Here is a 22,865-nt window from a genome sequence, read left to right as displayed (position 1 = left end):
ACCGGGCGCCGTATAGGAAAGTGGAGCAGCCAATCCCGGCTTCATCTTCTCTCGCAATGATTCAGGTGACTTTCTCATTACCCCAGCTGGCACGTCACGCGGCCGCCGTTGCAGCCCTGTGGCTGATGACCGGGGCGACGGCGCATGCTGCGGAAGCGCCGCCCTATGCCGATCTTCTGCGCCAGTCGCTGGCGATTGCCCCGACCATGGCCGCTCAGGCGGCAACGGTGCGCGCGGCGGGTGCCGACGCCGCCCAGGCGCGCGCTTGGCTCAACCCGCGTATCGACACGATGGTCGAGAACCTTGGCGCACCGGCGTCCGATGGCGTAAGCCAGCGGCAGAACACCTACACACTGAGCCTGCCGCTCGAGATCGGGGGCAAACGCGGCGCGCGGATCGCTGTCGGCGAGTGGAATTTCGCGGCCGCGCAAGGCGCTCGCATCGGAGAACCTAAGTCGTGCCAACGATGAACTCGCGGCGGCCCGGGCGCTAGTGCAATCCGGGAAGGAGGCGACGCTGCGTACGTCGCAGGCCCAGGCGAGTGTGTCCGCCGCGCAGGCCGCCGAAGCGGCGGCGCAGAATGACGCCACACAGGCGCTGGCGCGGCTGTCCGCCATGACCGGCGCCACCGAACCCTACACGAGCCTCGCCAGTTCGCTGCTGTCGGTCAAGCCGTCGCTGCCTAGCCAAGCCTTGCCCGCCGCCGACTCCCCGAGCGTGCTGGCAGCCGAAGCCGAGCGCAATGCGCTTGACGCGCAGGTCGCCGTGGAGCGTAAGCGCTGGATTCCCGATATCGCCGTGAGCGCCGGCGTGCGACGCTACGGCTGGACCAATACCAGCGGCTATGTGGTCGGCGTGACGGCTTCTATTCCCCTGTTCGATCAGAACCGCAATGGCGTGAATGCTGCCGTCGAGCGTGCATCGGCGGCGCAGGCCCGGCTCGACAATGCCCGGCTGGAGGCCGTGGCGGCACGCCGCTCGGCAATTTCGCAGGCTACCGCGACCGAGCAGCAGCTTGCGGCGGCCAGCGTGGGCGAGCAGGCCGCTGCCGAAGCCTATCGGCTTGGGCGGATCGGATACGACTCGGGCAAGACCCCGCTTGTGGAGCTGCTGGCCGTCCGGCGCGCGCTGGTCGAGGCGCGGCAATTGACGATTGATGCTCGCCTGGCGCGCGTGCGTGCGCTGGCGGCGATGGCGCAGGCGGACGGCCGTCTGGCATTTGAGGAATCACGATGATGACGAAGAACGAGCGTCGGCAGCCGAGCTGGCCCATGATCGCAGGGGTGGCCGCCGCGGCGGCGTTGGTTGGATTTGGCGCGGCACGCGGGCTTGGTTCCCCGTCGGGCGCCGAGGTATCGAAGCTCGCCGCCGCACCGGAAAAGGCAGCCGCCTCGGCGCCGGCCGCCGAGCCTGCGGAGGTCAGAATTCCAGGCGAATACCTTGCCGCGGCAAATATCGCGGTGGAGCCGGTATCGGCGGGTGGTGTCGGCTCGGTACTGTTGGCGCCGGCGTCGGTAGCGGCCGTGCCGGGCAGCGAGGCAGTCATCGCCTCGCGTGCGGCAGGCGCCGTGTTGCGCATCCAGCGCAAACTTGGCGATGCCGTACGTGCGGGCGATGTGCTCGCGCTGGTGGACAGTCCCGAGGCCGCCGCCATGGCCGCCGAGCGTAAGGTGGCGCAGGCCCGTGCGGACCTGGCGCGCAAGACATACGAACGTGAATCGAGCCTGTTTCAGCAAGGCGTGACGCCGCGCCAGGAGATGGAGTCGGCGCGCATGGCCCTGGACGTGGCGCAAGCCGAGGTCCAGCGCGCGGCAACGGTGGCTCAGGCTGCCAAGGTCTCGAGCGATGGCCGCTCGGTGGCCGTCGTCAGCCCCATCGCCGGCAGAATTACCGCGCAGTCGGTCACCCTCGGCGCGTATGTCGCGCCACAGGCAGAGTTGTTCCGCGTGGCGGGCTCCGGCGCGGTACAGGTTGAAGCCTATGTCACCGCTGCCGATACCAGCCGCATTGCCGCCGGCAGCGACGCCACCATCGTGCTCGCCAACGGCGCGCCGCTGGCTGGCCGCGTGCAGGCCGTGACGCCAACCGTTTCGGGCAGTGCCCGCGCCGCCACGGTAGTCGTGACGCCGGTCGATGCCAACAGCGGCCTGATCGTCGGCGAGGGCGTTCAGGTCCGTCTGCATACGAAGGCGGCCGATGCCAACGCGATGTCGGTGCCGGAGGATGCCGTGCAGAACCTCGATGGCCGCGATGTGGTTTTCGTGCGCACGCAGCAGGGCTTTCGCCCCAAGTCCGTGCTGGTTGGCTCGCGCAGCGGTGGTGTGGCGCAAATCCTCTCCGGCGTGAAGCCCGGCGAGCAGGTGGCCACCCGTAATGCCTTCCTGATCAAGGCGGAAATGAACAAGGCGGGCGGGGACGACGAATGATCGAAAGCATCCTGAGCGGCGCCGTCCGCTTCCGGTGGCTCGTGCTGTTCCTCACCGCCGTCGTCGGCGCGATCGGGGCGTGGCAGCTCAACCTGCTGCCCATCGACGTGACGCCGGACATCACGAACAAGCAGGTGCAGATCAACACCGTGGTGCCCACGCTGAGCCCCGTCGAAGTGGAAAAGCGCGTGACGTACCCGATCGAGACGGCCATTGCGGGCCTGAACGGCGTGGAGAACATGCGTTCGCTCTCGCGCAACGGCTTCAGCCAGGTCACGGTGATCTTCAAGGAGAGTTCCAATCTCTACTTCATGCGCCAGCAGGTGACCGAACGTCTCGCGCAGGCGCGTCCAAACCTGCCGGACGGCGTGGAGCCGCAGATGGGGCCCGTGTCCACGGGGCTGGGTGAAGTCTTCCACTACAGCGTCGAATATCAGTTCCCGGACGGCAAGGGCGCCACAGTCAAGGATGGGGAGCCCGGCTGGCAAAGCGATGGCAGCTTCCTGACCGATCGTGGCGAACGCCTTTCGGATCGCGTGTCGAAGCTCGCATACCTGCGCACCGTGCAGGACTGGATCATCCGACCACAACTGCGTACTACGCCGGGGGTGGCGGATGTCGACTCGCTGGGAGGCTACGTCAAACAGTTCGTTGTGGAGCCCGATACGGCGAAGATGGCGGCTTTCGGCATCTCCTACTCCGAACTGGGCCAAGCACTGGAAGACGCCAATCTCTCAGTCGGAGCGAACTTCATCCGCCGCTCCGGCGAATCGTATCTGGTGCGCGCCGACGCCCGCATCAAGACGGCGGACGAGATTGCGCGCGCAGTGGTGGCGCAGCGGGAGGGCGTACCGATCACGGTGAGCCAGGTGGCAACCGTCAACATCGGCGGCGAACTGCGCTCCGGTGCCGCCAGCCGTAACGGAGTGGAAACGGTGGTCGGCAGCGCGCTGATGCTGGTCGGCGCCAATAGTCGCACCGTGGCCCAGGCCGTCGGCGACAAGCTGGAGCAGATCTCCAAGACCCTGCCTCCGGGCGTTGTCATCGTCCCCACGCTGAACCGTTCGCAACTGGTGATGGCCACGATCGAGACTGTGGGCAAGAACCTGGCCGAGGGGGCGCTGCTGGTGGTGGTGATCCTGTTCGCACTGCTTGGCAACTGGCGCGCGGCGTTGATCGCGGCACTCGTCATTCCGCTGTCTCTGCTGATCAGCGCCATCGGGATGAACGGGTTGAATATCTCCGGCAACCTGATGAGCCTGGGAGCGCTCGACTTTGGCCTGATCATCGACGGCGCGGTCATCATCGTGGAAAACGCGCTGCGCCGGCTGGCCGAGCGGCGGAAGCACGAGGGCCGACTGCTGACCCTGAAGGAACGCCTTGAGGAAGTCATTGCATCCTCGCGCGAGATGGTGCGGCCGACGGTCTACGGCCAACTGGTCATCTTCCTGGTCTTCCTGCCATGCCTGACCTTCCAGGGCGTGGAAGGCAAGATGTTCTCGCCGATGGTCATCACGCTGATGCTCGCGCTGGCCTCCGCCTTCGTACTGTCGCTGACCTTCGTGCCGGCGATGATCGCCGTGCTACTGTGCAAGGAAGTGTCGGAGACCGAAGTCAAGGTCATCGCGGCGACCAAGCAGCGCTATCGGCCGTGGCTGGAACGTGCCGTGGCGCGTCCGGCGCCGTTCATCGGTGCGGGCGTCGCGGTGCTGGCGCTGGCGGGCTTGTCGTTCACCTTCGTAGGCCGGGAGTTCATGCCCACGCTCGATGAGCAGAACCTGAACCTGTCGTCGGTGCGTATTCCGTCGACGTCGATCGACCAGTCCGTAGCCATCGACCTGCCGCTGGAGCGAGCCGTGATGTCGTTGCCGGAGGTGCAGACCGTGTACTCGAAGGCCGGTACCGCGAGTCTCGCGGCGGATCCGATGCCGCCGAACGCGTCGGACAACTACATCATTCTGAAGCCCAAGAGCGAATGGCCCGAGGGCATTACCACCAAGGAGCAGGTCATCGAGCGCATTCGCGAGAAGACCGCGCCGATGGTTGGTAACAACTACGACGTGACGCAGCCGATTCAGATGCGGTTCAACGAGCTGATCGGCGGCGTGCGCAGTGACGTTGCGGTCAAGCTCTATGGTGAGAACCTAGACGAACTTGCGGTCACAGCCCAGAAGATTGCGGCGGTGCTGCGCAAGACGCCCGGCGCCACTGACGTGCGTGTCCCGTTGACTGGTGGTTTCCCCACCTTCGACATCGTGTTCGACCGCGCCGCCATCTCGCGCTACGGCCTGACCGTCAAGGAGGTTGCGGACACGATCTCCGCTGCGATGGCTGGTAGGCCGGCGGGCCAGGTCTTCGATGGCGACCGCCGCTTTGACATCGTGGTGCGCTTGCCGGGTGCGCAACGGGAAAACCTCGACGTTCTGGGCGCGTTGCCCGTCATGCTGCCGTCGGTCGACGGCCAGCCGCGGGCCTCGGTGCCGCTGCGCCAGCTAGTGCAATTCCGCTTCACGCAGGGCCTGAACGAGGTAAGCCGGGACAACGGCAGGCGTCGCGTCTATATCGAAGCCAACGTTGGCGATGGGCGCGATCTTGGCGGTTTCGTCGACGATGCGGCGGACCGTATAGCGGAGGAAGTAAAGCTGCCCCCTGGCATGTGGATCGAATGGGGTGGTCAGTTCCAGAACCTCCAGGCCGCCACCAAGCGCTTGGCGATCATCGTGCCGGCATGTTTAGTGCTGATCGCAGCCGCCTTGTATCTTGCCATCGGTAGCGCGGCGCTGACCGCCACGGTGTTGACGGCTGTGCCGCTGGCACTTGCCGGCGGAGTGTTCGCACTGGTGCTGCGCGGCATTCCGTTCTCGATTTCGGCGGCGGTCGGCTTCATCGCCGTGTCGGGCGTAGCCGTGCTGAACGGCCTGGTCCTGATCTCCGCGATTCGCAAGCGCCTGGAGGACGGCATGGCGCCAAATGCCGCCGTGATCGAAGGCGCGATGGAGCGGGTACGGCCCGTGCTGATGACCGCGCTGGTGGCATCGCTCGGCTTCGTGCCGATGGCCATCGCCACCGGTACGGGTGCGGAGGTGCAGAAGCCGCTAGCAACGGTGGTGATCGGCGGGCTGGTCACGGCCACCGTGCTTACGCTGTTCGTGCTTCCAGCGATCTGCGGGATGGTGCTGCGGCGCCGCGCCTCGTTGTCGCCGGATACCCGCCCGGTGCTGGAATCGTGCTGATGCGTCAATGGGAGCACGCTGATGCTTGAAGTCCTTGCAAATCGAACTTACCGGCACCTTTTTCTCGCGCAGATCATCGCGCTGGTGGGTACCGGGCTGGCCACGGTGGCGCTTGGGCTGCTGGCCTACGACCTTGCGGGGGCCGACGCGGGCAGCGTGCTGGGCACGGCGCTGGCCATCAAGATGGTGGCCTATGTGGGTATCGCGCCTGTCGTTGGCGCTTTCGCCAACCGGCTCCCGCGGCGCGCTTTCTTGGTGTCGATGGACCTGATCCGGGCGGGCGTGGCCATCTCGCTGCCATTCGTGACACAGGTGTGGCAGATCTACATCCTCATCTTCCTGCTGCAATCGGCATCCGCGGCATTCACGCCGACGTTCCAAGCCACGATTCCCGATGTGCTGCCGGAGGAGAAGGACTACACCCGCGCGCTCTCGCTGTCACGGCTTGCTTATGACATGGAGAGCCTGGCGAGCCCCGCACTGGCGGCCGCACTGCTGTCCGTGATTAGCTTCCACTGGTTGTTCGGCGGTACAGTGATTGGCTTCCTGGTTTCAGCCGGGATGGTGATGTCCGTGAGGTTGCCGCAGGCGCGCGCCGTCGAGCGCACGGGAAGCATTTACGCGAAGACGTTTCGGGGAATGTCGATCTATCTGCGCACGCCCCGCTTGCGCGGCCTGCTGGCACTGAACTTGGCTGCCGCGGCCGCCAGTTCGATGGTGATCGTGAACACGGTGGTCTACGTGCAGAGCAAGCTGCAGCGTCCGGCGTCCGACGTACCGTTTGGCCTTGCCGCGTTCGGTTTCGGTTCGATGCTGGCGGCCTTGCTGCTCCCGCGCCTGCTGAACGAGCGCCCGGACCGGCCTGCGATGCTGACTGGTGCAACAATCATGACGGCAGGGCTGGCATTCGGCGTCGCGTTGGCCGGATTTGCACCCGCCGTGGAATGGCCGGCGTTCCTGCTGACATGGTTCATCATCGGCATCGGCTACTCCATGACGCAGACGCCGAGTGGGCGCCTGCTGAAGCGCTCCGCCAGGTCCGCCGACCGTCCCGCCGTGTTCGCGGCGCAGTTCTCGCTCTCGCACGCCTGCTGGCTGATCACCTATCCGCTGGCCGGCCAGATTGGAGCGCGGTTCGGCATGACGGCGGCGTTCGCCACACTGGCGGCGATCTCCACCTTCGGTGTCGTGGCGGCATGGCGCTTCTGGCCCGCCGACGATCCTGATGTCATCGAACACCATCACACGGATGGCGATGCGGCGCACCTTGCAGAGGGTGACCGCACCGGCGACCTCAGTCATCGCCACCCCTTCACCATCGACGATGATCATCATCGGTGGCCCAATTCGCGCTGAACGCGGGAGCTGGAGTGGAAGAAGTGAATCGCATGAAGTTGCTTGTTGTCGAGGATGAGCTCAGGGCCGCCGAGTATCTCGTCAAGGGGCTTTCGGAATCGGGCTATAGCGTCGATGGGGTCGACGATGGTCTCGACGGCATCCATGCGTTCAAGGAAGGTGTCTACGATGCAGTCATCCTCGACGTCACGTTGCCGGGCGCGGACGGATGGTCCGTTATCCGCACCATCAAGGCCCTGAGCGACACACCGGTGCTGATCCTGTCGGCGCGCGACGACATTGCCGAGCGGGTAAAGGCATTCGAGCTTGGCGCCGACGACTATCTGGGCAAGCCCTATGCGTTTGCCGAACTGCTAGCCCGCCTGCGACGCTGCCTCAGGCAGACTTCGACCCGAGATAGCGAGCGCATGCAGGTCGGGGATCTGGACATCGACCTGCTCCGCCGGCGAGTGTACCGCAACGGACAGTGGATCGAGCTGACTAACCAGGAGTTCATGCTACTTCATCTTCTGGTAAGCCGGCAGGGCGAGGTGTTGTCGCGCGCGATGATTGCCTCGCAGGTCTGGGATGTGAATTTCGAGACCAACACCAACGTCGTCGATGTGGCGATCCGCCGTTTGCGGGCCAAGGTGGATGACCCGTTTGACGTTCGGCTTATCCATACCATCCGCGGAATGGGCTACGTGCTCGATCCGCATCGGGGATGACCGGATGGGTAACGTGAAACCATCTCGCAGCGCCGGCGTGAGCGCGCGCCTGCTTGCGTGGCGGGCCACACTGCTGGCGCTCGTGGCGGTCGCGATGCTGGTCGGCATGCTAAAGGCGCCGTGGCGCGGAGAGTCAGCCGCACATGACGCCTTGAGAATGCTTTCGGCGGCAGTCGAGGATGGCCACGCGAACGATCGCGACATGGTCACCGAAGGCATCCCTGGGCATGTGCACGGCCACGATGGCTCCGATCATCAGCATGACGCGATGCACCTTCCTCCGGTGGCGCATGGCGTGACAAGCCGGGTCGCAAACGGCTGGCATGCCGCGCATCCGCCAAAGGCACTACCCGAATCCATGGGACGCGTAGAGCGGCCGCCGCGCCTGCGCGCCCCTCTGGCTTGACCCTGGCCGCATTGCGGCCGCCTCCCCATCAAGAATTCTGGAGTCTTATGCTAATGCCGTTAACACCCGGAGGCTGGAATGCGTCCCTGTTGCGCCGCTGCCTCATGTTCGCGACCCTTGTGGTTCTTCTTCTGTTCATCTGGAGCGGCGGCGCCTTCGCCCACGCCGTTGCCGAAGGCGACAAGGGTTACATCCAGGAAATCACCGGCGTCCATGTGCTGCCCTTCATTTATCTGGGCGCCAAACACATGGTGACGGGCTACGACCACATCCTGTTCCTGTTGGGTGTGATCTTTTTTCTCTACAGGCTGAAGCACATCGGCCTGTATGTCAGCCTGTTCGCAGTCGGGCATTCCACCACCATGCTGCTCGGCGTTTACTTTAACGTCGGCATCAACAGCTACATCATCGACGCGATCATCGGGCTGTCGGTGGTCTACAAGGCATTGGACAACCTCGGCGCCTACCAGCGCTGGTTCGGCTTCCAGCCCAATACCAAGGTGGCAACGCTGATCTTCGGTTTTTTCCACGGCTTTGGGCTTGCCACGAAGATCATCGAGTACGACATCTCGCCCGATGGCCTGCTTCCCAACCTGTTGGCTTTCAATGTCGGCGTGGAGATCGGCCAATTGCTGGCGCTGTCCGCGATCCTGATCGTTATGGGCTACTGGCGCCGTACTGGCAGTTTTCTGCGTCATGCCTACACCGCCAATGTCGCCATGATGTCCGCCGGGTTCATCCTGATTGGATATCAGCTTACTGGCCTCTTCGTGTCCTGAGGATTCTCACGCATGTACAACACCAATATTCCTACCCGGGCAGAACTGCCCACTTCGGCGCAACTGTTTCGTTCCACTGCCATTGCCGCTGGCGTGGCCGTTGGCATACTGGTCACCATTGTTTTGCCATCGGAGTACGCCATCGACCCGACAGGCGTGGGCCGCGCGCTCGGCCTGACGCAGATGGGCGAGACGAAGGCGCAACTGGCTGCCGAGGCTGCCGCAGACGCCGCAGCCGCCCAGAAGGATGCCCAGGCCAGTGTGCGGCCAACGGTGCGGCCAGAGCTGCCTCACGACCACACATCGCCGGGCAGCCATTCGCACGATGCCTCGGCCGTCCCGTCCGCCGTGCAGCCGGAACCCGCGGCGCAGCCTTCCGTCGCGGCGGATCGGTCGGACAACGTCAGCCTGCTCCTGCGTCCAGGTCAGGGTGCCGAAGTGAAGATGACGATGAAGGCCGGCGCCAAGGCCTATTTCGATTGGACGGCCAACGGTGCAGTCGTCAACTTCGATGCCCACGGCGATGGTGAAGGCCGTTCCATCTCGTACAAGAAGGGGCGCCAGGTCGGTGGAGACACCGGCGTCATCCAGGCGGCATTCAATGGTTACCACGGCTGGTACTGGCGTAATCGCGGCACGAAGGATGTGACGATGACGCTGCGCACACAGGGAAATTACACGGAGATCAAGCGCGTGGAATGATCGAAGGGCCTGCGCAGAGCAGCCGCATTGCCGATGGTGTCGCGGTGATGCCTGCGCAGGAATCCATGTAATCGAGCGGCAATCACTTTTGTGCCGTGTCTCGCGGCCCGTATCGCAGTTGCGCCATGCGCACGCCGGTATAGCGAAACAGCGCCTAGATGGCGCGTTGGCGCATCACGGCCAGCGCCTCGTCTTCCTCCGGCACCGGGGTCGCGCACCAGGCGTCGCACGCCGCCAGCAGGGCCGGCGGCAGCACGCGCGTTGGAGCAAACCGGCGCGGGCCCACCTGTCCGCAGACAGGCCTGCGGCGGGATTGGCGTGCAGATAACCGGTGTCGTACCAATAGCGATAGAGGCTGCCACCACCGCCCGCGCGCGCGGGTGGTCTCGGCCAGCAGTGGCACCGGTCGCTACTGTCTGGCTGCAGGGCGTGGCGGTAGGCGAGCCGGTGCGGGCGCGTCAGGCCGGACAGCGGCCCGTGCCCGTGGGTCTCGTACCAGGCGCTCAGGGGACGCAGGTCGGTGTCGTAGGCGCGCAGGTGTGTGTGGAACGGCCTGCGCGGTCACGCAGGAAAAGCTCCAGCGCCTGTCGCATCGTCGCGGGCGTCCAGCGTGTTGGTAAGTGCATGGGGCTGGGCGAAGCATCCGGCGCGCGCCAGCCACGCCAGCATGCGCGCATCCGGAGTGGCGGGCCAGGGGGCCACGGTCGCAGGCGTCGACGCTTGGCTAGCAGGTGGCTGGATGGCGGATTTTGAAGGCGGCGCCGGGGTGTGTGGCAGTCGCGCGAGCCCTGAGTGCTCGAGCACAAAGCTATGCATCCACCGGTAACCCGCTTCCTTTGACTAGACAAAGACCGGCCTGCCCCGCAAGCAATTGCGCCGATTTTTTGGTGTTTCTGGCAAGGGCTTTTGGCCGTCATACTGGAGAGCATCGCACAAGCCGACACCCAGATTGCCATCGACGAGCAGGGCAAAAAAGGGCGTCTGTTGGGGCAGGCCCAGGGCCATCGGTGGGGACCTTAGGCCACGCGATCGTAAGGCGTCCGCGGCAAGATCTTCAACTGCGGCGTGGGCGCATCCGTTCCGCTCTCATTCTCCCCGGTCCGTTCGAATCAGGCTCCGGCTCCTAAATGGCGAGACGTTCTGCCTACAACGGCTCGCCAGAGCATTGTTCGAGGTCAAGGTGGGGGCGACACCTGCGCGGAATCCTCGTGCCATTACGATAAGTTTTCTTATCGTAATAGCCATTTCGGTGCGCTAAACTGGCGCCCATGAAATCGCGCCTGACCCTACCGAACTCCGCATCTGCCGCCAGCACGGGTATGGATACGGCCTCCGCCGATGCTTCCACGGCATTCCCCGATGCCGCCTCCCTGGCCGCGCTGCGTGCCTGGCATGCCGGCCTCAGCTCCCGGCAAGCCGTGGCGCAATACCTGGGGGAGGAGAGGGCGCGCGGCCAATCCTCGCGCGCCGTGCTGGGCCGCATTCGCCGCCGGCTCGCCTCGCTGGCACGCGAGCGCGGCCGCGACGATTTGGCCGCGTTGTTCGAGATACCGGCGTCGGAGCGGGTGGCGCAGGGCAGGGCGGCCGACCGTGCTATTGAGGTCTTGCGCACGCTGCCCACGCCACAGCCAGCGATCACCGACGACATCGGCCGCTGGCTGCCGGCCCGCGCCGTCGCCGCCTTGCGCGCCCACGGCATCGAGACGCTGGCGGCGCTGACGGTGCGCGTGCCCAGGCGTCGACGCTGGTGGGCAACCATCCCCGGGCTGGGCGCTACCGGTGCCAAACAGATCGAGGCGTTCTTCGCCGCGCATCCCGAGCTGACCGAGCGGGCCCGCGCGCTGATCGTGCAGGAGCGGCGCAGCAGCGTCGTGCCGTGGGAGCAACTACGCTTGCCCCATCAGGTCGACGGCTCCGAAGGGCGCTTTCGCGCCCCGCGCGCGACGTGCACCTTAACCGCGGACAACGACTACGAGGCGGTGCAGGCCTGGCTGGCGCTGCACGAGTCGCCGGCCACTCATCGCACCTACCGCAAGGAAGCGGAACGGCTGATCCTGTGGGCCATCGTCGAGCGTCAGCGGCCGCTGTCGTCGTTGACCACCGAAGACGCCGTGGCCTACCGCGCCTTCCTGCGCCGGCCCACGCCGCGAGAGCGGTGGGTCGGGCCGCCACGCCCGCGCTCGTCGCCAGACTGGCGGCCGTTCACCGGTGCGCTGGCCGCACGCTCGGTAGCCCATGCGCTGTCCATCCTTGGAGCGATGTTCCGCTGGCTGGTCGAGCAACGCTACGTACTGGCCAACCCCTTCGCCGGCATCAAGGTGCGCGGTGGCGGCCGCACCGCGGCGGTCGATACCTCGCATGCCTTCACCGACGGCGAGTGGAAGCTGGTGCGGACCATCGCCGACGGGCTCGAGTGGTCCCACGGCTGGGAGGCTGCCGCGGCGCAGCGCCTGCGGTTCATGCTGGATTTTGCCTATGCGACGGGGCTCCGGCCCAGCGAGCTGGTAGGCGTCACGCTCGGGGATATTTGGGTCGACGCGGAAGGCGATGAATGGCTCGAGCTGACCGGGAAGGGCAGGCGCATCGGCAAGGTGGCCTTGCCGCCGTTGGCCCGGCGGGCCTTGGAGCGCTATCTGTCCGAACGCGGTTTGCCCATAAGCCGGCGCTTGTGGCGTCCGGAGATTCGCCTGGTCGGTGACCTGAGCGACGAGTCCGGCTCAGGAATCACGAGCACGCGGCTATGGCAGGTCGTGAAGCGGTTCTTCAAGCTGGCCGCTGACATCATTGGTTCGGACCATCCTGCGGCTGCGGACAAGCTGCGCCGTGCCAGTCCGCACTGGATGCGGCATACGCACGCCACGCACGCTCTGGATCGGGGCGCCGAGTTGACCATCGTCCGGGACAATCTGCGGCATGCGTCGGTGTCGACGACTTCGGTCTACCTGCATAGCGATGAAGTCAAACGGGCTCGGCAGATCGGAGAGGCATTTGGGGCTTAAATGACACCGCAAGGGCGCCACAGCGGGCTGTACGGACGAACAAGGGGGGCGCAATCTTGCCCTTAGTTGCCGAGCGGTTCTGGCTCAAAACACGGAGTCCTTCAAGCCGAATCCCCTGGTTGGCATCACGGCGATCGTCATGCTGTCGGCGTGCGGCCCCGCCGCGCACAGGGCGATCGCGCGCCGTGCATGGTGACGGCTGCGCAGATCGACGAACTCGAGCATCAGAAAGGCCAAGCAGATGGCCGCCAGCACCAAACCGCCCACGCCGCCGGAAGTCTTGCCATAGGTGAATGCCGCGACGGCCAGGCTGAATATGGTCACGGTGCCGAAGCAAAATGCCCAGAAGCTAGGCGTCACCTGACCTGGTCGGAGCTCGACGTAAGTGGGCCCGGCGGTAAAGCCCAGGTCCTCATTGAACCGCAGATAAGGCCAACCGGAGGCCGCCCAGCGCGCCAGCAACAGCGCTGCCGAATGCTGCGCGATGTAGCGCAGTTGGGCGACCGAAAAGCTCCGGCCATAGGCTGCATACATCCGTCCGCAATCGGCCAGCGTCGGTGCGGCAGGGGCCATCACCTCCCACGCGCGCGCTACCGCATCCGGATTTTGCACACATGGCTCGCGCGCCAGCCAAGACAGTAATTGCACGCCCTGTGACCAGGGCACCGCCGAAGATTCCATGTCCGCCCTCGGTATTGTCTGCCACGCCACGGCAGTGTCCTAAAGTAACTTTGCGTCACTTTACACGGCTAGCAAAGAGGCCGACAACTCGGACAGGGGTATCTCGCAGGCGGGGGGCGCGAGCACGTGCAAACGGTAGAGAGAGCACACGGCGCTCCCGGCATAGTCGCCGGCTGTGCCGTCATCGAAACTGCCAGCCTCCGAAAGGTGAGCGCCTAGGGGCGGGTAACAAATTTATGCAAAAACGGGTAACAAATTTATGCAAATTAACGTCCACGCTATCGAATCGCTTAATCCGATAGCTTAATTTTACATAAGATAGATTATGCGCAAAAAGTACCAATTCTCCCGATGCGAACGGGGGTAATCGTACTTTTCGTGCAAAATCTGGCGGTTTCCCCACAAGGCCTTTATTCATAAGGCTCCCAGGTCTTTGTCGACAATTGTCTGCTGTCCTCAAGTGACTTCAGGAGTACGATGTTCGCCCGCGATTTCGGATCGCGCCACCTTGATGGGGGCTGAAGATGCCGGGCTTGGAATTTCGCTATGTGGGAAAGGACTCCTTGCCCACGCGGTTGTCAGAGTTCGACGTCGACCGCTACTTCGCGCTGACCGAGAGCGATATCTTCGCGATCAACCAGAAATTCCGGCGTGACGGCCGCGCAGGAGCCGCCATCCAACTGGTCTTTCTTCGCGCCAGCGGTCATACCCTCGACCAACTCAACACCCTTCCCCGGCAGTTGCTGCGCTATGTCGGCGCAAGGCTGGGGGTGTCGACGCCAACCATTGCTTCGCTGCGCACCATTTATCAGCGATACAAGACCCTTTACGAACATCAGGTTTGGGCATGCGACTACCTTGGCCTGACGCGGCTTGATGGCGACCAGTGGACTGGGCTGGAAGCCTGGATGCGGCAGGATGCCGCCGAATCGCTGACGATCGATGAGTTGCTCCAGCACGCTCACTTCTGGCTGTATGAGCGACGGATTCTGATCCCTTCTACCCGCGCACTGCTGGATATTGCCCGCTCCATTTGGGCCGGCATCGAGCGCGAATTGCTGGCCATGATTGAGGCGGTTGTTCCGCTAACGCAGATCGCACAGGCCGAAGCGGCTGTGTTCGTTCAGCATGCAACATCGGGTACGACCATACTCGAATGGCTCAAGACCCCACCAGCCCGGCACAGCCCGTCAACCATGACCGAGACGCTGGACAAGATCCGCTTCCTGAAGGATCTCGGCGCACATACCTGGGCATTCGATGCTGTCCCCATCGAAAAACAGCGCGCCTACGGCCAGCGCATCCAGGCTCGCCGCCCCGCCAAAGTCCGCGAACTGAAAACCTCCACGCGCACGATCGAACTGGTGTTCTTCCTGCGTGTGACCCTGCTGGAGCTGACGGATGCGATGGCCTACCAATCCGGGCGGCGCGTTTCCGACCTGGTCCGCCGGGCTTACAACAAGACCACGGCCAAGCAAGTGCGCTCGGCGGTTGAATACCGGCAGCAGTTGGTCGACATCAAAGCGCTGGTTGACGATACCCGTCGTTCAGCGGAAGACCGGCTGGCCGACATCGGCAAGTTGCTGGAGGGCTTCTCGACCAAACCACCCGCGAGCCACGCGGCCAGTGTGCGAGAGACGCTCACCGAAGACCCACACCGTATCCGCAATCTCCTGACTGCTCTGCGCGGCTTGGAGTTTGCCAGCAACGGCGCCGATCCTGCTGTGCAGCAGCTAGAGTTCGTCGGCAGATTGCATGATCGAGGGGCGACGGAGTTGCCGCCCGACTGCCAGGTGCCAGTCAGTGCCAGTTGGCGCGACTTGGTTAACAGCGAAGACCGTCAGCGCGCGATGCGCGCCATGGAAGCCAGCGCGATGCTGGGCTTGCGCCGAGGGCTGCGCCGCGGCACGGTGTGGATCAACCACAGCCTGTCGTTCCGTGAGCGCGATCAGTTGCTGATCCCACCTGCGCAGTGGGATGCCGAACGTGACCGGTATCTGTCCTCGCTCGGCTTGCCGAGCCAAGCGGACACCTATCTCAACCGGCTGACGGACCACCTGAAAGCGAGTCTCGCCGCACTGAACGAGGCCCGCGAAGCCGGCCACTTCACCATTGATGCAAATGGCGTGCTCCATCAGTCGCCGCTCGAAGCGGCGGACACGGACGGCATACCCACGCGCACCCGTGATCTGCTGTTCAAGGACATCGGCAACGCGCAGTTTGCCGACATGATCCTGGAGATGGATGCGCGTACCAATTTCAGTGAAGTGCTGCTGGCCCGCAAGGCCAGAGACTCGCAAGAACTGATCGCGCTCTACGCAGGGCTCATTGCCCACGGCACCGAACTGGATGCCAAGGGTGTGGCGGCCATGATCCCGCAACTGGACCCCGCTCACGTCTCAACCGCGATGCGCGCCCTGGAGATGCCTGGGCGGCTGCGCCGTGCGAACGAGCGGGTGGTGGAATTCCAGCGCACGCACCCGATCACCGAGCTGTGGGGAACGGGGCAACTGGCGTCGAGCGATTCGATGAGCCTGGATACCTCACCCCACCTGTTCTACGCTCGCGCCGACCCACGCCGCCGCACCCATGCTGTCGGGATCTATACGCACGTGCTGGACCAGCACGGGATCGTCTACAACCAGCCCATGGTGCTCAACGAGCGCCAGACTGGCGTTGCGATCGAAGGCGTGATGCGCCACAACGAGACCCGCGCCGACGGCGGGTTGCTCCGTCTTGCCGTGGATACCCATGGATACACGAACGTGGGGATGGCGGTAGCCAAGTTGCTCGGCTTCGATCTGTGTCCCTGGCTGCGCAATCTGTCGGAGCGCAAGCTGTACCTGCCGCGCGGCCTGCAGGTGCCAGACGGTTTGGAGGGTGCCGTCTCGCTCGACATCTCGCCCAAGGCGATCCGTGAAGGCTGGGATGGTTTGCTGCGCCTGGTGGCCTCCATTCACTCTGGGCGCGTGAGCGCAATCGTGGCGCTGCAGCGATTTGGCAGTGCTGCCCAGGGCGACCCGATCCACCGGGCAGCCGATCACCTCGGCAAGCTGTTGCGCACGCTGTTCCTGTGCGATTTCTTCAGCAACAGCGAGTTTCGGCGGGAGCTGCGCACGCTGCTCAACCGTGGCGAATCGGTACACCAGCTCCAGCGGGCCATCTACTCCAGCAAAGTCCAGCACGATCGTGGGCGGCGTCAGGACGAGATGATGGCGATTTCCGGATCGCTCACGCTGCTGACGAATCTGGTGATCGGCTGGAACACGCAACGGATGCAAGTCACAGTCGACGCATGGCGCGGTAAGGGGCAACGCGTCGACGATGACTGGCTCCGACGCATGGGGCCGGCACACTTCGCACATGTGAATTTCCGGGGCATTCTGAGCTTCCCGATCCACCAGTACCAGGACGCATTGTTGGAGGCGGCACCTCGGCGACGCGCAAGCCAAGCGTGACGGACAACTTGGTGCGGGTGCGGCGTCACGTCTCATGCGCCCTAGTCAACCCCAATCGTGCCCGTTAGCGGGTCATGCAAGGTCGCTTCGCCAAAGCAATTGAAGAGGTCCGCTTGATCGAACCTGTCAGCCTGCAATGCCCGGCGGCGGTGCGACCGACAGCGCTGCTTCGATCCGATGCTGTGCAAAGGGGTCGGCCGCGTCGATATAGCGCATGGCCGAGCGTACGTCCTTCCAGCCGACGTACTCCATCAGCATCTTGAGATCCCACTGGTTCGAATTCGCCCAGGTTGCAAAGCCGCGTCGCAGCGAGTGACTGCTGTAGCGGTCCGATTGCGGCAGTCCCGCGCGATGGAGCAGCGCGCGCAACAAAGGCACGATGCTGCTGGCCTGCAGTCCATCGGTGGCGATTCGGCTCCAGCGGTCAATCCTGCGGAACACCGGGCCCTCAGTCAGGCCGGACGCCGCCAGCCAGGCCTCGTAGGCGGCGACTGGGCACAAGCGCGACAACGTGGGCGCCTTGTGGGTCGTGCCGACATGGTTGCGATCCGTCTTGGTGCGCGGCAGGAAAATCGTCATGCCCCGGCCGGGCTCCACCGTGATGTGCTCGATCTGCAGCCGACTCAGTTCGTCCGACCGGAAGCCCCGCCAGAAGCCGATCAGCACCAGCGCCTTGTTGCGGGTATGCACCTGGAGTTGATGGGCGTTGCCCTCAGACGAGGCGGCGATCTGCGTATCCAGCCAGGCAACCATTTGCTCCAACTGGGCGAGCTGCAACGGCTTGGCACGCCGCTCCTGCGCTGGGTGCAGTGCCTGAATGCCCTTGAGCACCTTGCGGACATGCGGTGCTCGGGTGGGATCGGGAAAGCCCTGCGCAACATGCCATTGCGCGATCGCAGCCAACCGTTGGCGCAGTGTATTGATGGAGAGCACCTGCGCGTGCTCGGCCAGATAGCGCGCGATGCTGTCAGCGCTGGCCGGCAGGAAGCCACCCCATTCCCGCTCGAAATGACGGATGGCGGACTGATAGCTGCGCCGCGTGTGATCGCGGGTCGCAGCCTGCAAATACCTGTCGATATCCGCCATTGAACTGTCAAATACAGGTGGGGACTACGCTTTGCTCGATGCCTTCTGCGATCGTAGGTTATACGCGATGCTGAGCGCAATAATGAACAAGATCGCCACTTGTGCGATTACCGTCTGCACGGAGGGATAAATGCCGAGCATGTCGATGCGTGGCATCGAAATCGGCGTGATGTGCAGGAAGCCGACTTTCTGCAGTGCAGCGACCCCTTTTCCGATCAGCACCACCGCCAGGACAGCAACCAAGGCCGAACTGAAGGCAAAGAATTGGCGGATCGGCAGGCGCGCGGAGGAGCGCAGCAGAACGACGGCGATGACCGCCAGGATCGCAATCCCCGAACCCAAGCCGGCCAGCAGGTAGATGCCGTTCCCTTCGCTCCACAGCGCGGCGTAGAACAGCACGGTCTCAAACACCTCGCGATACACCGTCACGAACGACAGCACGAACAGCATGATCGCCGAGCGCTTGTTCAGCGCGGAGGACAGCTTCTGCTTCACGTAGGCCTGCCAGCGGCCGGCCAGGCTCTTCTGGTGCATCCACATGCCCACGCCGAGCAGGACCACGGCCGCAAAGATTGCCGAGAAGCCTTCGGTCATCTCGCGGCTGGCACCGCTCAGGTCCACCAGGTAGGTAGCGACGGCCCAGGTCAGCCCACCGGCGGCCAGCGCAACAATCCAGCCCGCATGGACGTACGGCAGCACGTCGGTGCGTTCGGCCTTCTTCAGGAAGGCCATCATGGCGACCACGACGAGCAGCGCTTCCAGGCCTTCACGCAGAAGGATCGTCAAGGCGCCCAGGAACGTAGAGAGCGGATCGTTAGTGCCACCCAGTGCATCCTGGGCTTCAGTCAGCATCGTCTGCAGATGCTGCGCGATGTCCCGTACCTGCTCGGCCTGACCGGTAGTGATCGCGTTGCGATACAGGCCCATCGTTTTTTCGATGTCCTGGAACAGTGCCTGGTTCTTGGCGGCCAAGGCGGGTTCAACCGGCTCGAAGCCATCGAGGTAGGCGGAAAGCGCTAGGCGTGAGGCAGTTGCCTTATCGCCCTGGCCGAAGGCGGCCACGCTTTCTTTCAGTTTGTCCTTGGCGATCGCGAGACTGTCTGTATTGGAGGCGCTCAGCACGTCCGGCGCGCTTCTCAAATACGCCGTCAATTGCCGTGCCGCATCCGGGCTGACTGTCTTGGCGAGCGACGCCTCGGGTGTCTGGCTGAGCTTGGCGAGTGTGGGCACTGCGCTATGCAGCTCCGGGCGGGACGCCCACAGTTTGGCGCCGGCTTGCCGATCCGCATCGGAATACGACAAGGTCGACGCGAAATAAGCCAGCGCCCAGCGATCGTCGTCAGTGAGCTGCGCGAAACTGGGCATGGAGGTGCCCTCAACACCGCGCGTGATGATCTGCTGGAGCGCGAAGACGCTGCGCTCCTGGGCCCGCTGATGGTCGGCCAGGGCAATGGGCGGCGGGCTTAGTTTGGCGGCCAGCGGGCCATCTGCGTGTCCGGAGCTGCCGTGGCAGGACGCGCACTGGCTTTGATACAGCGTGGCCCCGTGCTTGAGGTCCGGCACCTTGCTGGGCGCCATCGGCACCGGATAGGCGGCCAGCAAGCTGTCCGCGAGCTTATGTGCCTGTTCACCGACGACGGTGGGTGCGGCTTTGTCGGCGATGAGCGTGCGCAATGCCCCTGCATCCTTGAGCAAGGCTTGCGTCTGCGGCCCCGCCGGCAACTCGGCAATCTGACGTTCCGCCGCATGCGCAAACTCCTGCATTTCGGCGTACTCGTCGGCATTGGCCACCTGGCCGTCCTTGACGGAGCGACCATAATCGACCGCCAGATAGTCGAGCAACTGCCAGACTTGCTTGGTCTTGTCTTGGGTGGACAGCGTGTCGGCGTACGCGCTTGAGACCGATGTCAGCAGGTAAAACAGGATGAGGGAGACGACGCGCTGCAGTTGCATGAAGAGCCTACCGGCGAAGCGGGAGAAATGGCTTTAAATGAGAATGATTGTAATTCATGTTTCGCGACGCGGATATCGCGCTGACCGAAAAACAAGCGGCCGAGGTGCGGTCATGCTGCGAACCCACCTCGCCACACCCCCCCGTGTCAGTGCGGGTGCGTGACGTCTCCAGCGCATGCGCAGCCGCCGTCGGACAACCCCTGCAGGATTCCACAGGCTTCAGCGGCTCGCCCATCGGAACAGGTTTCACGCAGAACGCACAAGTGGCGCTTTAGAACCGTCAGCGCGTCGATACGCCGCTCGACTTCCTCGATGTGCTTGTCTAGGAGGGTGTTCACCGCGCCGCAATCCTCGTCTGGTCGCTCGCGGTAGCGCAGGAGCGTCCGCACGTCGTTCAGCGGCATGTCCAGCGACCGGCAGTGGAGGATGAACTGCAGTTGCTCGATGTGCCGCTCGCCATACAGCCGGAAGTTGCCCGAGCTGCGGTCCGGCGGGAGCAAGAGGCCCTCGCGCTCGTAATACCGGATGGTTTGAACCGAGCAGGCTGTGCGCTTGGCTAGCTCGCCAATCTGAATGCTCATGATGTCGGACAGGGAGATCTTGACTCTATAGTAACTATAGAGTGTGTACTTGAGTCCGATCCATTTCAAGCGACAAGGAGATGCTGTGAGTGATTGCGGCTCCAAGGGATGCGGTTGTGCTGCCGCCAACATGGTGACGCCGGCGGACGGCGATACGGCGGCTGTCGACCTGAAACGATCTCGCTACCGGATCGACAACATGGACTGCCCGACGGAAGAAGCGCTCATTCGCAATAAGCTGGCGGCGCTGCCGGGCGTGGTCAACCTTGAGTTCAACCTGATGCAGCGTTCGCTGGCCGTCCAGCACCGGCTGCCATCCCCGGCGCCGATCGACCAGGCGCTCTCAGCTATCGGCATGCGGGCGGTTCGCGCGGATGAAAGCCCCGCCGGGCAGAGCACGGTCCTGACCATTCGTCAGATGGACTGCCCGACAGAAGAAACGCTGATTCGCGGCAAGCTGACGGGTATGCCCGGCGTGTCAGGCATGCAGTTCAATCTCGTACAGCGCACACTCGCCGTTCAGCACGCTGCGGACGCGCTACCGCAAGTGCTGGCTGCCATTCAATCGCTCGGTTTCGATGCCGAGGTCCGTGACACCTCTGCTGCCGCACCCGCTCACGTCCAGGATGCTGCGCCCACCAAATGGTGGCTGCTTGCCATTGCCGGTGCGAACGCCGTGCTGGCAGAAGTGGTCTACTGGCTCAACGGCGGCAATCACTGGGTGGTGGTGATCCTGGCGCTGGCCGCGATCCTGACCGGCGGGCTGTCCACTTACAAGAAAGGCTGGATCGCACTCAAGAACCGCAACCTGAACATGAATGCCCTCATGTCGATTGCGGTCACGGGCGCGATGGTGATCGGCCACTGGCCAGAAGCGGCGATGGTGATGGTCTTGTTCGCGCTGGCGGAAGTCATCGAAGCCCGCTCGCTTGACCGCGCTCGCAACGCGATTCGTGGTCTGATGGATCTCGCGCCCGAGACCGCCACGGTTCAGCGTAGCGATGGGAGTTGGTCCGACGTTGATGCCAAGACCGTTGCGGTTGGCAGCCGGGTGCGGGTCAAGCCGGGCGAGCGTATCGCGCTCGATGGCTCGGTCCTGCAGGGGCGCTCCTCCGTCAATCAAGCGCCGATCACGGGCGAGAGCCTGCCGGTCGAGAAGGCTGAAGGCGACCCGGTGTTCGCCGGCACCATCAATGAGTCCGGGTCGTTCGAGTACCGTGTCACCGCGGCGGCAAGCGACTCCACGCTGGCGCGCATCATCCACGCTGTGGAGGCCGCTCAAGGCAGTCGTGCACCTACGCAGCGTTTCGTTGACCAGTTCGCCCGGTTGTACACGCCCATCGTGTTTGCGGTCGCGCTGCTGGTGGCGATTTTCCCGCCGCTCCTATTCGGTGCCTCCTGGTTGGATTGGATCTACAAGGCCTTGGTGCTGCTGGTGATCGCCTGCCCCTGTGCCCTCGTGATCTCGACGCCGGTGAGCATTGTCAGCGGTCTGGCCGCCGCCGCGCGGCGCGGCATCCTCATCAAGGGCGGGGCCTATCTCGAGGAAGGCCGCAAGCTGAAATGGTTGGCGCTGGACAAGACCGGCACCATCACACATGGCAAGCCGGCGCAGACCGACGTCGTGGCTTGGAGCGGTGCGGACACTTCGGCCGCCGAGAGGCTCGCCGCCAGTCTGGCGGTTCGCTCCGACCACCCAGTCTCCCAGGCGGTGGCCCGCGCGGCGCGGGACCAAGGTCGAGCCCTGCGCGACGTTACCGACTTTGCGGCCTTGCCCGGGCGTGGCGTACGGGGTTATATCGACGGTGCGCTCTATCACCTGGGCAACCATCGCCTGGTCGAGGAACTCGCGGTGTGCTCGCCGGCGCTGGAAGCCAACCTTGCCGCGCTTGAAACTCAGGGCAAAACGGTCGTGATGCTGATCGGTCCGGACGGCGTACGCGCGCTGTTCGGTGTGGCCGACACCGTCAAGGACAGCAGTCGCCAAGCGATCAAGGACTTGCATGCGCTGGGCATCAAAACCCTGATGTTGAGCGGAGACAACCCGCATACCGCAGAGGCGATCGCTCAGCAGGTCGGTATCGACGAAGCTCGGGGCAACCTGCTGCCGGAAGACAAGCAGCGCGAAATCGAGCAGCTATCCGCACAGGGGACCATCGGCATGGTCGGCGATGGCATCAACGACGCGCCTGCATTGGCCCGGGCCGATATCGGTTTCGCGATGGGGGCCGCCGGGACGGACACGGCGATCGAAACGGCCGACGTCGCGCTGATGGACGACGATCTGCGCAAGCTCCCGGCCTTTGTGCGGCTGTCCCGGTCTACGGCGGGTGTTCTGAAGCAGAACATTGCGCTGGCGCTCGGCATCAAAGCCGTATTCCTGGTGCTGACCTTTACCGGCCAGGCCACCATGTGGATGGCGGTGTTTGCCGACATGGGCGCCAGCCTGCTGGTGGTCGGCAATGGGCTGAGGTTGCTGCGCAAATGACTGGGAAGTT

General features: G+C 64.2%; 15 protein-coding genes and 1 pseudogene. 12 read left to right on the top strand and 4 right to left on the bottom strand.

The genetic code is table 11. From position 1 onward, the window contains the following. Positions 1-56: 56 nt before the first annotated feature. From TK49_RS25130 to TK49_RS22550, 10 genes and pseudogenes are all read left to right on the top strand, one after another. Positions 57-567, top strand: a pseudogene (locus TK49_RS25130) (TolC family protein); the annotation flags it as partial. Positions 568-615: 48 nt separating this feature from the next. After that, positions 616-1,236 (top strand): TolC family protein, encoded by a 621-nt coding sequence (locus TK49_RS25125; protein WP_476727117.1) that lies wholly within the window; start codon positions 616-618, stop codon positions 1,234-1,236. Further along, positions 1,233-2,426: a nickel/cobalt/cadmium efflux RND transporter periplasmic adaptor subunit NccB gene (gene nccB / locus TK49_RS22585; protein ID WP_045220209.1), complete on the top strand. Its 1,194-nt coding sequence runs from the start codon at positions 1,233-1,235 to the stop codon at positions 2,424-2,426. The genes TK49_RS25125 and nccB overlap by 4 nt, the downstream gene beginning before the upstream one ends. Next, positions 2,423-5,659 (top strand): CusA/CzcA family heavy metal efflux RND transporter, encoded by a 3,237-nt coding sequence (locus TK49_RS22580; RefSeq protein WP_045220207.1) that lies wholly within the window; start codon positions 2,423-2,425, stop codon positions 5,657-5,659. The genes nccB and TK49_RS22580 overlap by 4 nt, the downstream gene beginning before the upstream one ends. Positions 5,660-5,680: 21 nt before the next feature. Further along, the gene (locus TK49_RS22575; protein WP_045220206.1) at positions 5,681-7,015 is read left to right on the top strand and encodes an MFS transporter; all 1,335 of its coding nucleotides are present in this window, start codon (positions 5,681-5,683) and stop codon (positions 7,013-7,015) included. Between the two features lie 32 nt (positions 7,016-7,047). After that, positions 7,048-7,722 carry a heavy metal response regulator transcription factor gene (locus tag TK49_RS22570; RefSeq protein ID WP_045220204.1) on the top strand — a complete coding sequence of 225 codons (675 nt, stop codon included), beginning with the start codon at positions 7,048-7,050 and terminating at the stop codon, positions 7,720-7,722. Positions 7,723-7,759: 37 nt separating this feature from the next. Further along, positions 7,760-8,128 (top strand): hypothetical protein, encoded by a 369-nt coding sequence (locus TK49_RS24665; protein WP_157774033.1) that lies wholly within the window; start codon positions 7,760-7,762, stop codon positions 8,126-8,128. A 104-nt stretch (positions 8,129-8,232) separates the two neighbouring features. Next, positions 8,233-8,907 (top strand): HupE/UreJ family protein, encoded by a 675-nt coding sequence (locus tag TK49_RS22565; protein WP_240480038.1) that lies wholly within the window; start codon positions 8,233-8,235, stop codon positions 8,905-8,907. A 12-nt stretch (positions 8,908-8,919) separates the two neighbouring features. Further along, positions 8,920-9,609 carry a hypothetical protein gene (locus TK49_RS22560; RefSeq protein ID WP_045220200.1) on the top strand — a complete coding sequence of 230 codons (690 nt, stop codon included), beginning with the start codon at positions 8,920-8,922 and terminating at the stop codon, positions 9,607-9,609. 1,268 nt (positions 9,610-10,877) lie between these two features. Next, a complete protein-coding gene (locus TK49_RS22550) occupies positions 10,878-12,608 on the top strand; it encodes a phage integrase family protein (protein ID WP_082076379.1) in 1,731 nt (576 codons plus the stop codon). An 84-nt stretch (positions 12,609-12,692) separates the two neighbouring features. On the opposite strand, the gene TK49_RS22545 is transcribed toward TK49_RS22550, so the two are convergent. Then, complete coding sequence (locus tag TK49_RS22545) at positions 12,693-13,289, bottom strand: hypothetical protein (protein WP_157774032.1); 597 nt, start codon at positions 13,287-13,289, stop codon at positions 12,693-12,695. A gap of 524 nt (positions 13,290-13,813) precedes the next feature. On the opposite strand from TK49_RS22545, the gene TK49_RS22540 reads away from it, so the two are divergent. After that, a complete protein-coding gene (locus tag TK49_RS22540; RefSeq protein ID WP_024979352.1) occupies positions 13,814-16,747 on the top strand; it encodes a Tn3 family transposase in 2,934 nt (977 codons plus the stop codon). Between the two features lie 126 nt (positions 16,748-16,873). On the opposite strand, the gene TK49_RS22535 is transcribed toward TK49_RS22540, so the two are convergent. From TK49_RS22535 to cadR, 3 genes are all read right to left on the bottom strand, one after another. After that, the gene (locus tag TK49_RS22535; protein ID WP_045220193.1) at positions 16,874-17,833 is read right to left on the bottom strand and encodes a site-specific integrase; all 960 of its coding nucleotides are present in this window, start codon (positions 17,831-17,833) and stop codon (positions 16,874-16,876) included. A gap of 24 nt (positions 17,834-17,857) precedes the next feature. Then, positions 17,858-19,786: a cytochrome c/FTR1 family iron permease gene (locus TK49_RS22530; RefSeq protein WP_024979354.1), complete on the bottom strand. Its 1,929-nt coding sequence runs from the start codon at positions 19,784-19,786 to the stop codon at positions 17,858-17,860. Positions 19,787-19,932: 146 nt separating this feature from the next. Further along, positions 19,933-20,367: a Cd(II)/Pb(II)-responsive transcriptional regulator gene (gene cadR, locus TK49_RS22525; protein WP_024979355.1), complete on the bottom strand. Its 435-nt coding sequence runs from the start codon at positions 20,365-20,367 to the stop codon at positions 19,933-19,935. An 85-nt stretch (positions 20,368-20,452) separates the two neighbouring features. Here cadR and TK49_RS22520 point away from each other — a divergent pair, with 85 nt between their 5' ends. Continuing rightward, a complete protein-coding gene (locus TK49_RS22520; protein WP_024979356.1) occupies positions 20,453-22,855 on the top strand; it encodes a heavy metal translocating P-type ATPase in 2,403 nt (800 codons plus the stop codon). The last annotated feature ends 10 nt before the right edge of the window (positions 22,856-22,865 follow it).

Source organism: Ralstonia mannitolilytica (assembly GCF_000954135.1).
In the GTDB taxonomy this organism is placed as follows: domain Bacteria; phylum Pseudomonadota; class Gammaproteobacteria; order Burkholderiales; family Burkholderiaceae; genus Ralstonia; species Ralstonia mannitolilytica.
Note: the sequence above shows the minus strand (reverse complement) of the source record. Positions and strands in the feature narration are given on the sequence as shown.

Excerpts from the sequence above, each read along its gene's own strand:
- TK49_RS25125 (WP_476727117.1), top strand. The coding sequence starts at position 616 with ATGACCGGCGCCACCGAACCCTACACGAGCCTCGCCAGTTCGCTGCTG.
- nccB (WP_045220209.1), top strand. The coding sequence starts at position 1,233 with ATGATGACGAAGAACGAGCGTCGGCAGCCGAGCTGGCCCATGATCGCA.
- TK49_RS22580 (WP_045220207.1), top strand. The coding sequence starts at position 2,423 with ATGATCGAAAGCATCCTGAGCGGCGCCGTCCGCTTCCGGTGGCTCGTG.
- TK49_RS22575 (WP_045220206.1), top strand. The coding sequence starts at position 5,681 with ATGCTTGAAGTCCTTGCAAATCGAACTTACCGGCACCTTTTTCTCGCG.
- TK49_RS22570 (WP_045220204.1), top strand. The coding sequence starts at position 7,048 with ATGAAGTTGCTTGTTGTCGAGGATGAGCTCAGGGCCGCCGAGTATCTC.
- TK49_RS22565 (WP_240480038.1), top strand. The coding sequence starts at position 8,233 with ATGTTCGCGACCCTTGTGGTTCTTCTTCTGTTCATCTGGAGCGGCGGC.
- TK49_RS22560 (WP_045220200.1), top strand. The coding sequence starts at position 8,920 with ATGTACAACACCAATATTCCTACCCGGGCAGAACTGCCCACTTCGGCG.
- TK49_RS22550 (WP_082076379.1), top strand. The coding sequence starts at position 10,878 with ATGAAATCGCGCCTGACCCTACCGAACTCCGCATCTGCCGCCAGCACG.
- TK49_RS22545 (WP_157774032.1), bottom strand. The coding sequence starts at position 13,289 with ATGGAATCTTCGGCGGTGCCCTGGTCACAGGGCGTGCAATTACTGTCT.
- TK49_RS22540 (WP_024979352.1), top strand. The coding sequence starts at position 13,814 with ATGCCGGGCTTGGAATTTCGCTATGTGGGAAAGGACTCCTTGCCCACG.
- TK49_RS22535 (WP_045220193.1), bottom strand. The coding sequence starts at position 17,833 with ATGGCGGATATCGACAGGTATTTGCAGGCTGCGACCCGCGATCACACG.
- TK49_RS22530 (WP_024979354.1), bottom strand. The coding sequence starts at position 19,786 with ATGCAACTGCAGCGCGTCGTCTCCCTCATCCTGTTTTACCTGCTGACA.
- cadR (WP_024979355.1), bottom strand. The coding sequence starts at position 20,367 with ATGAGCATTCAGATTGGCGAGCTAGCCAAGCGCACAGCCTGCTCGGTT.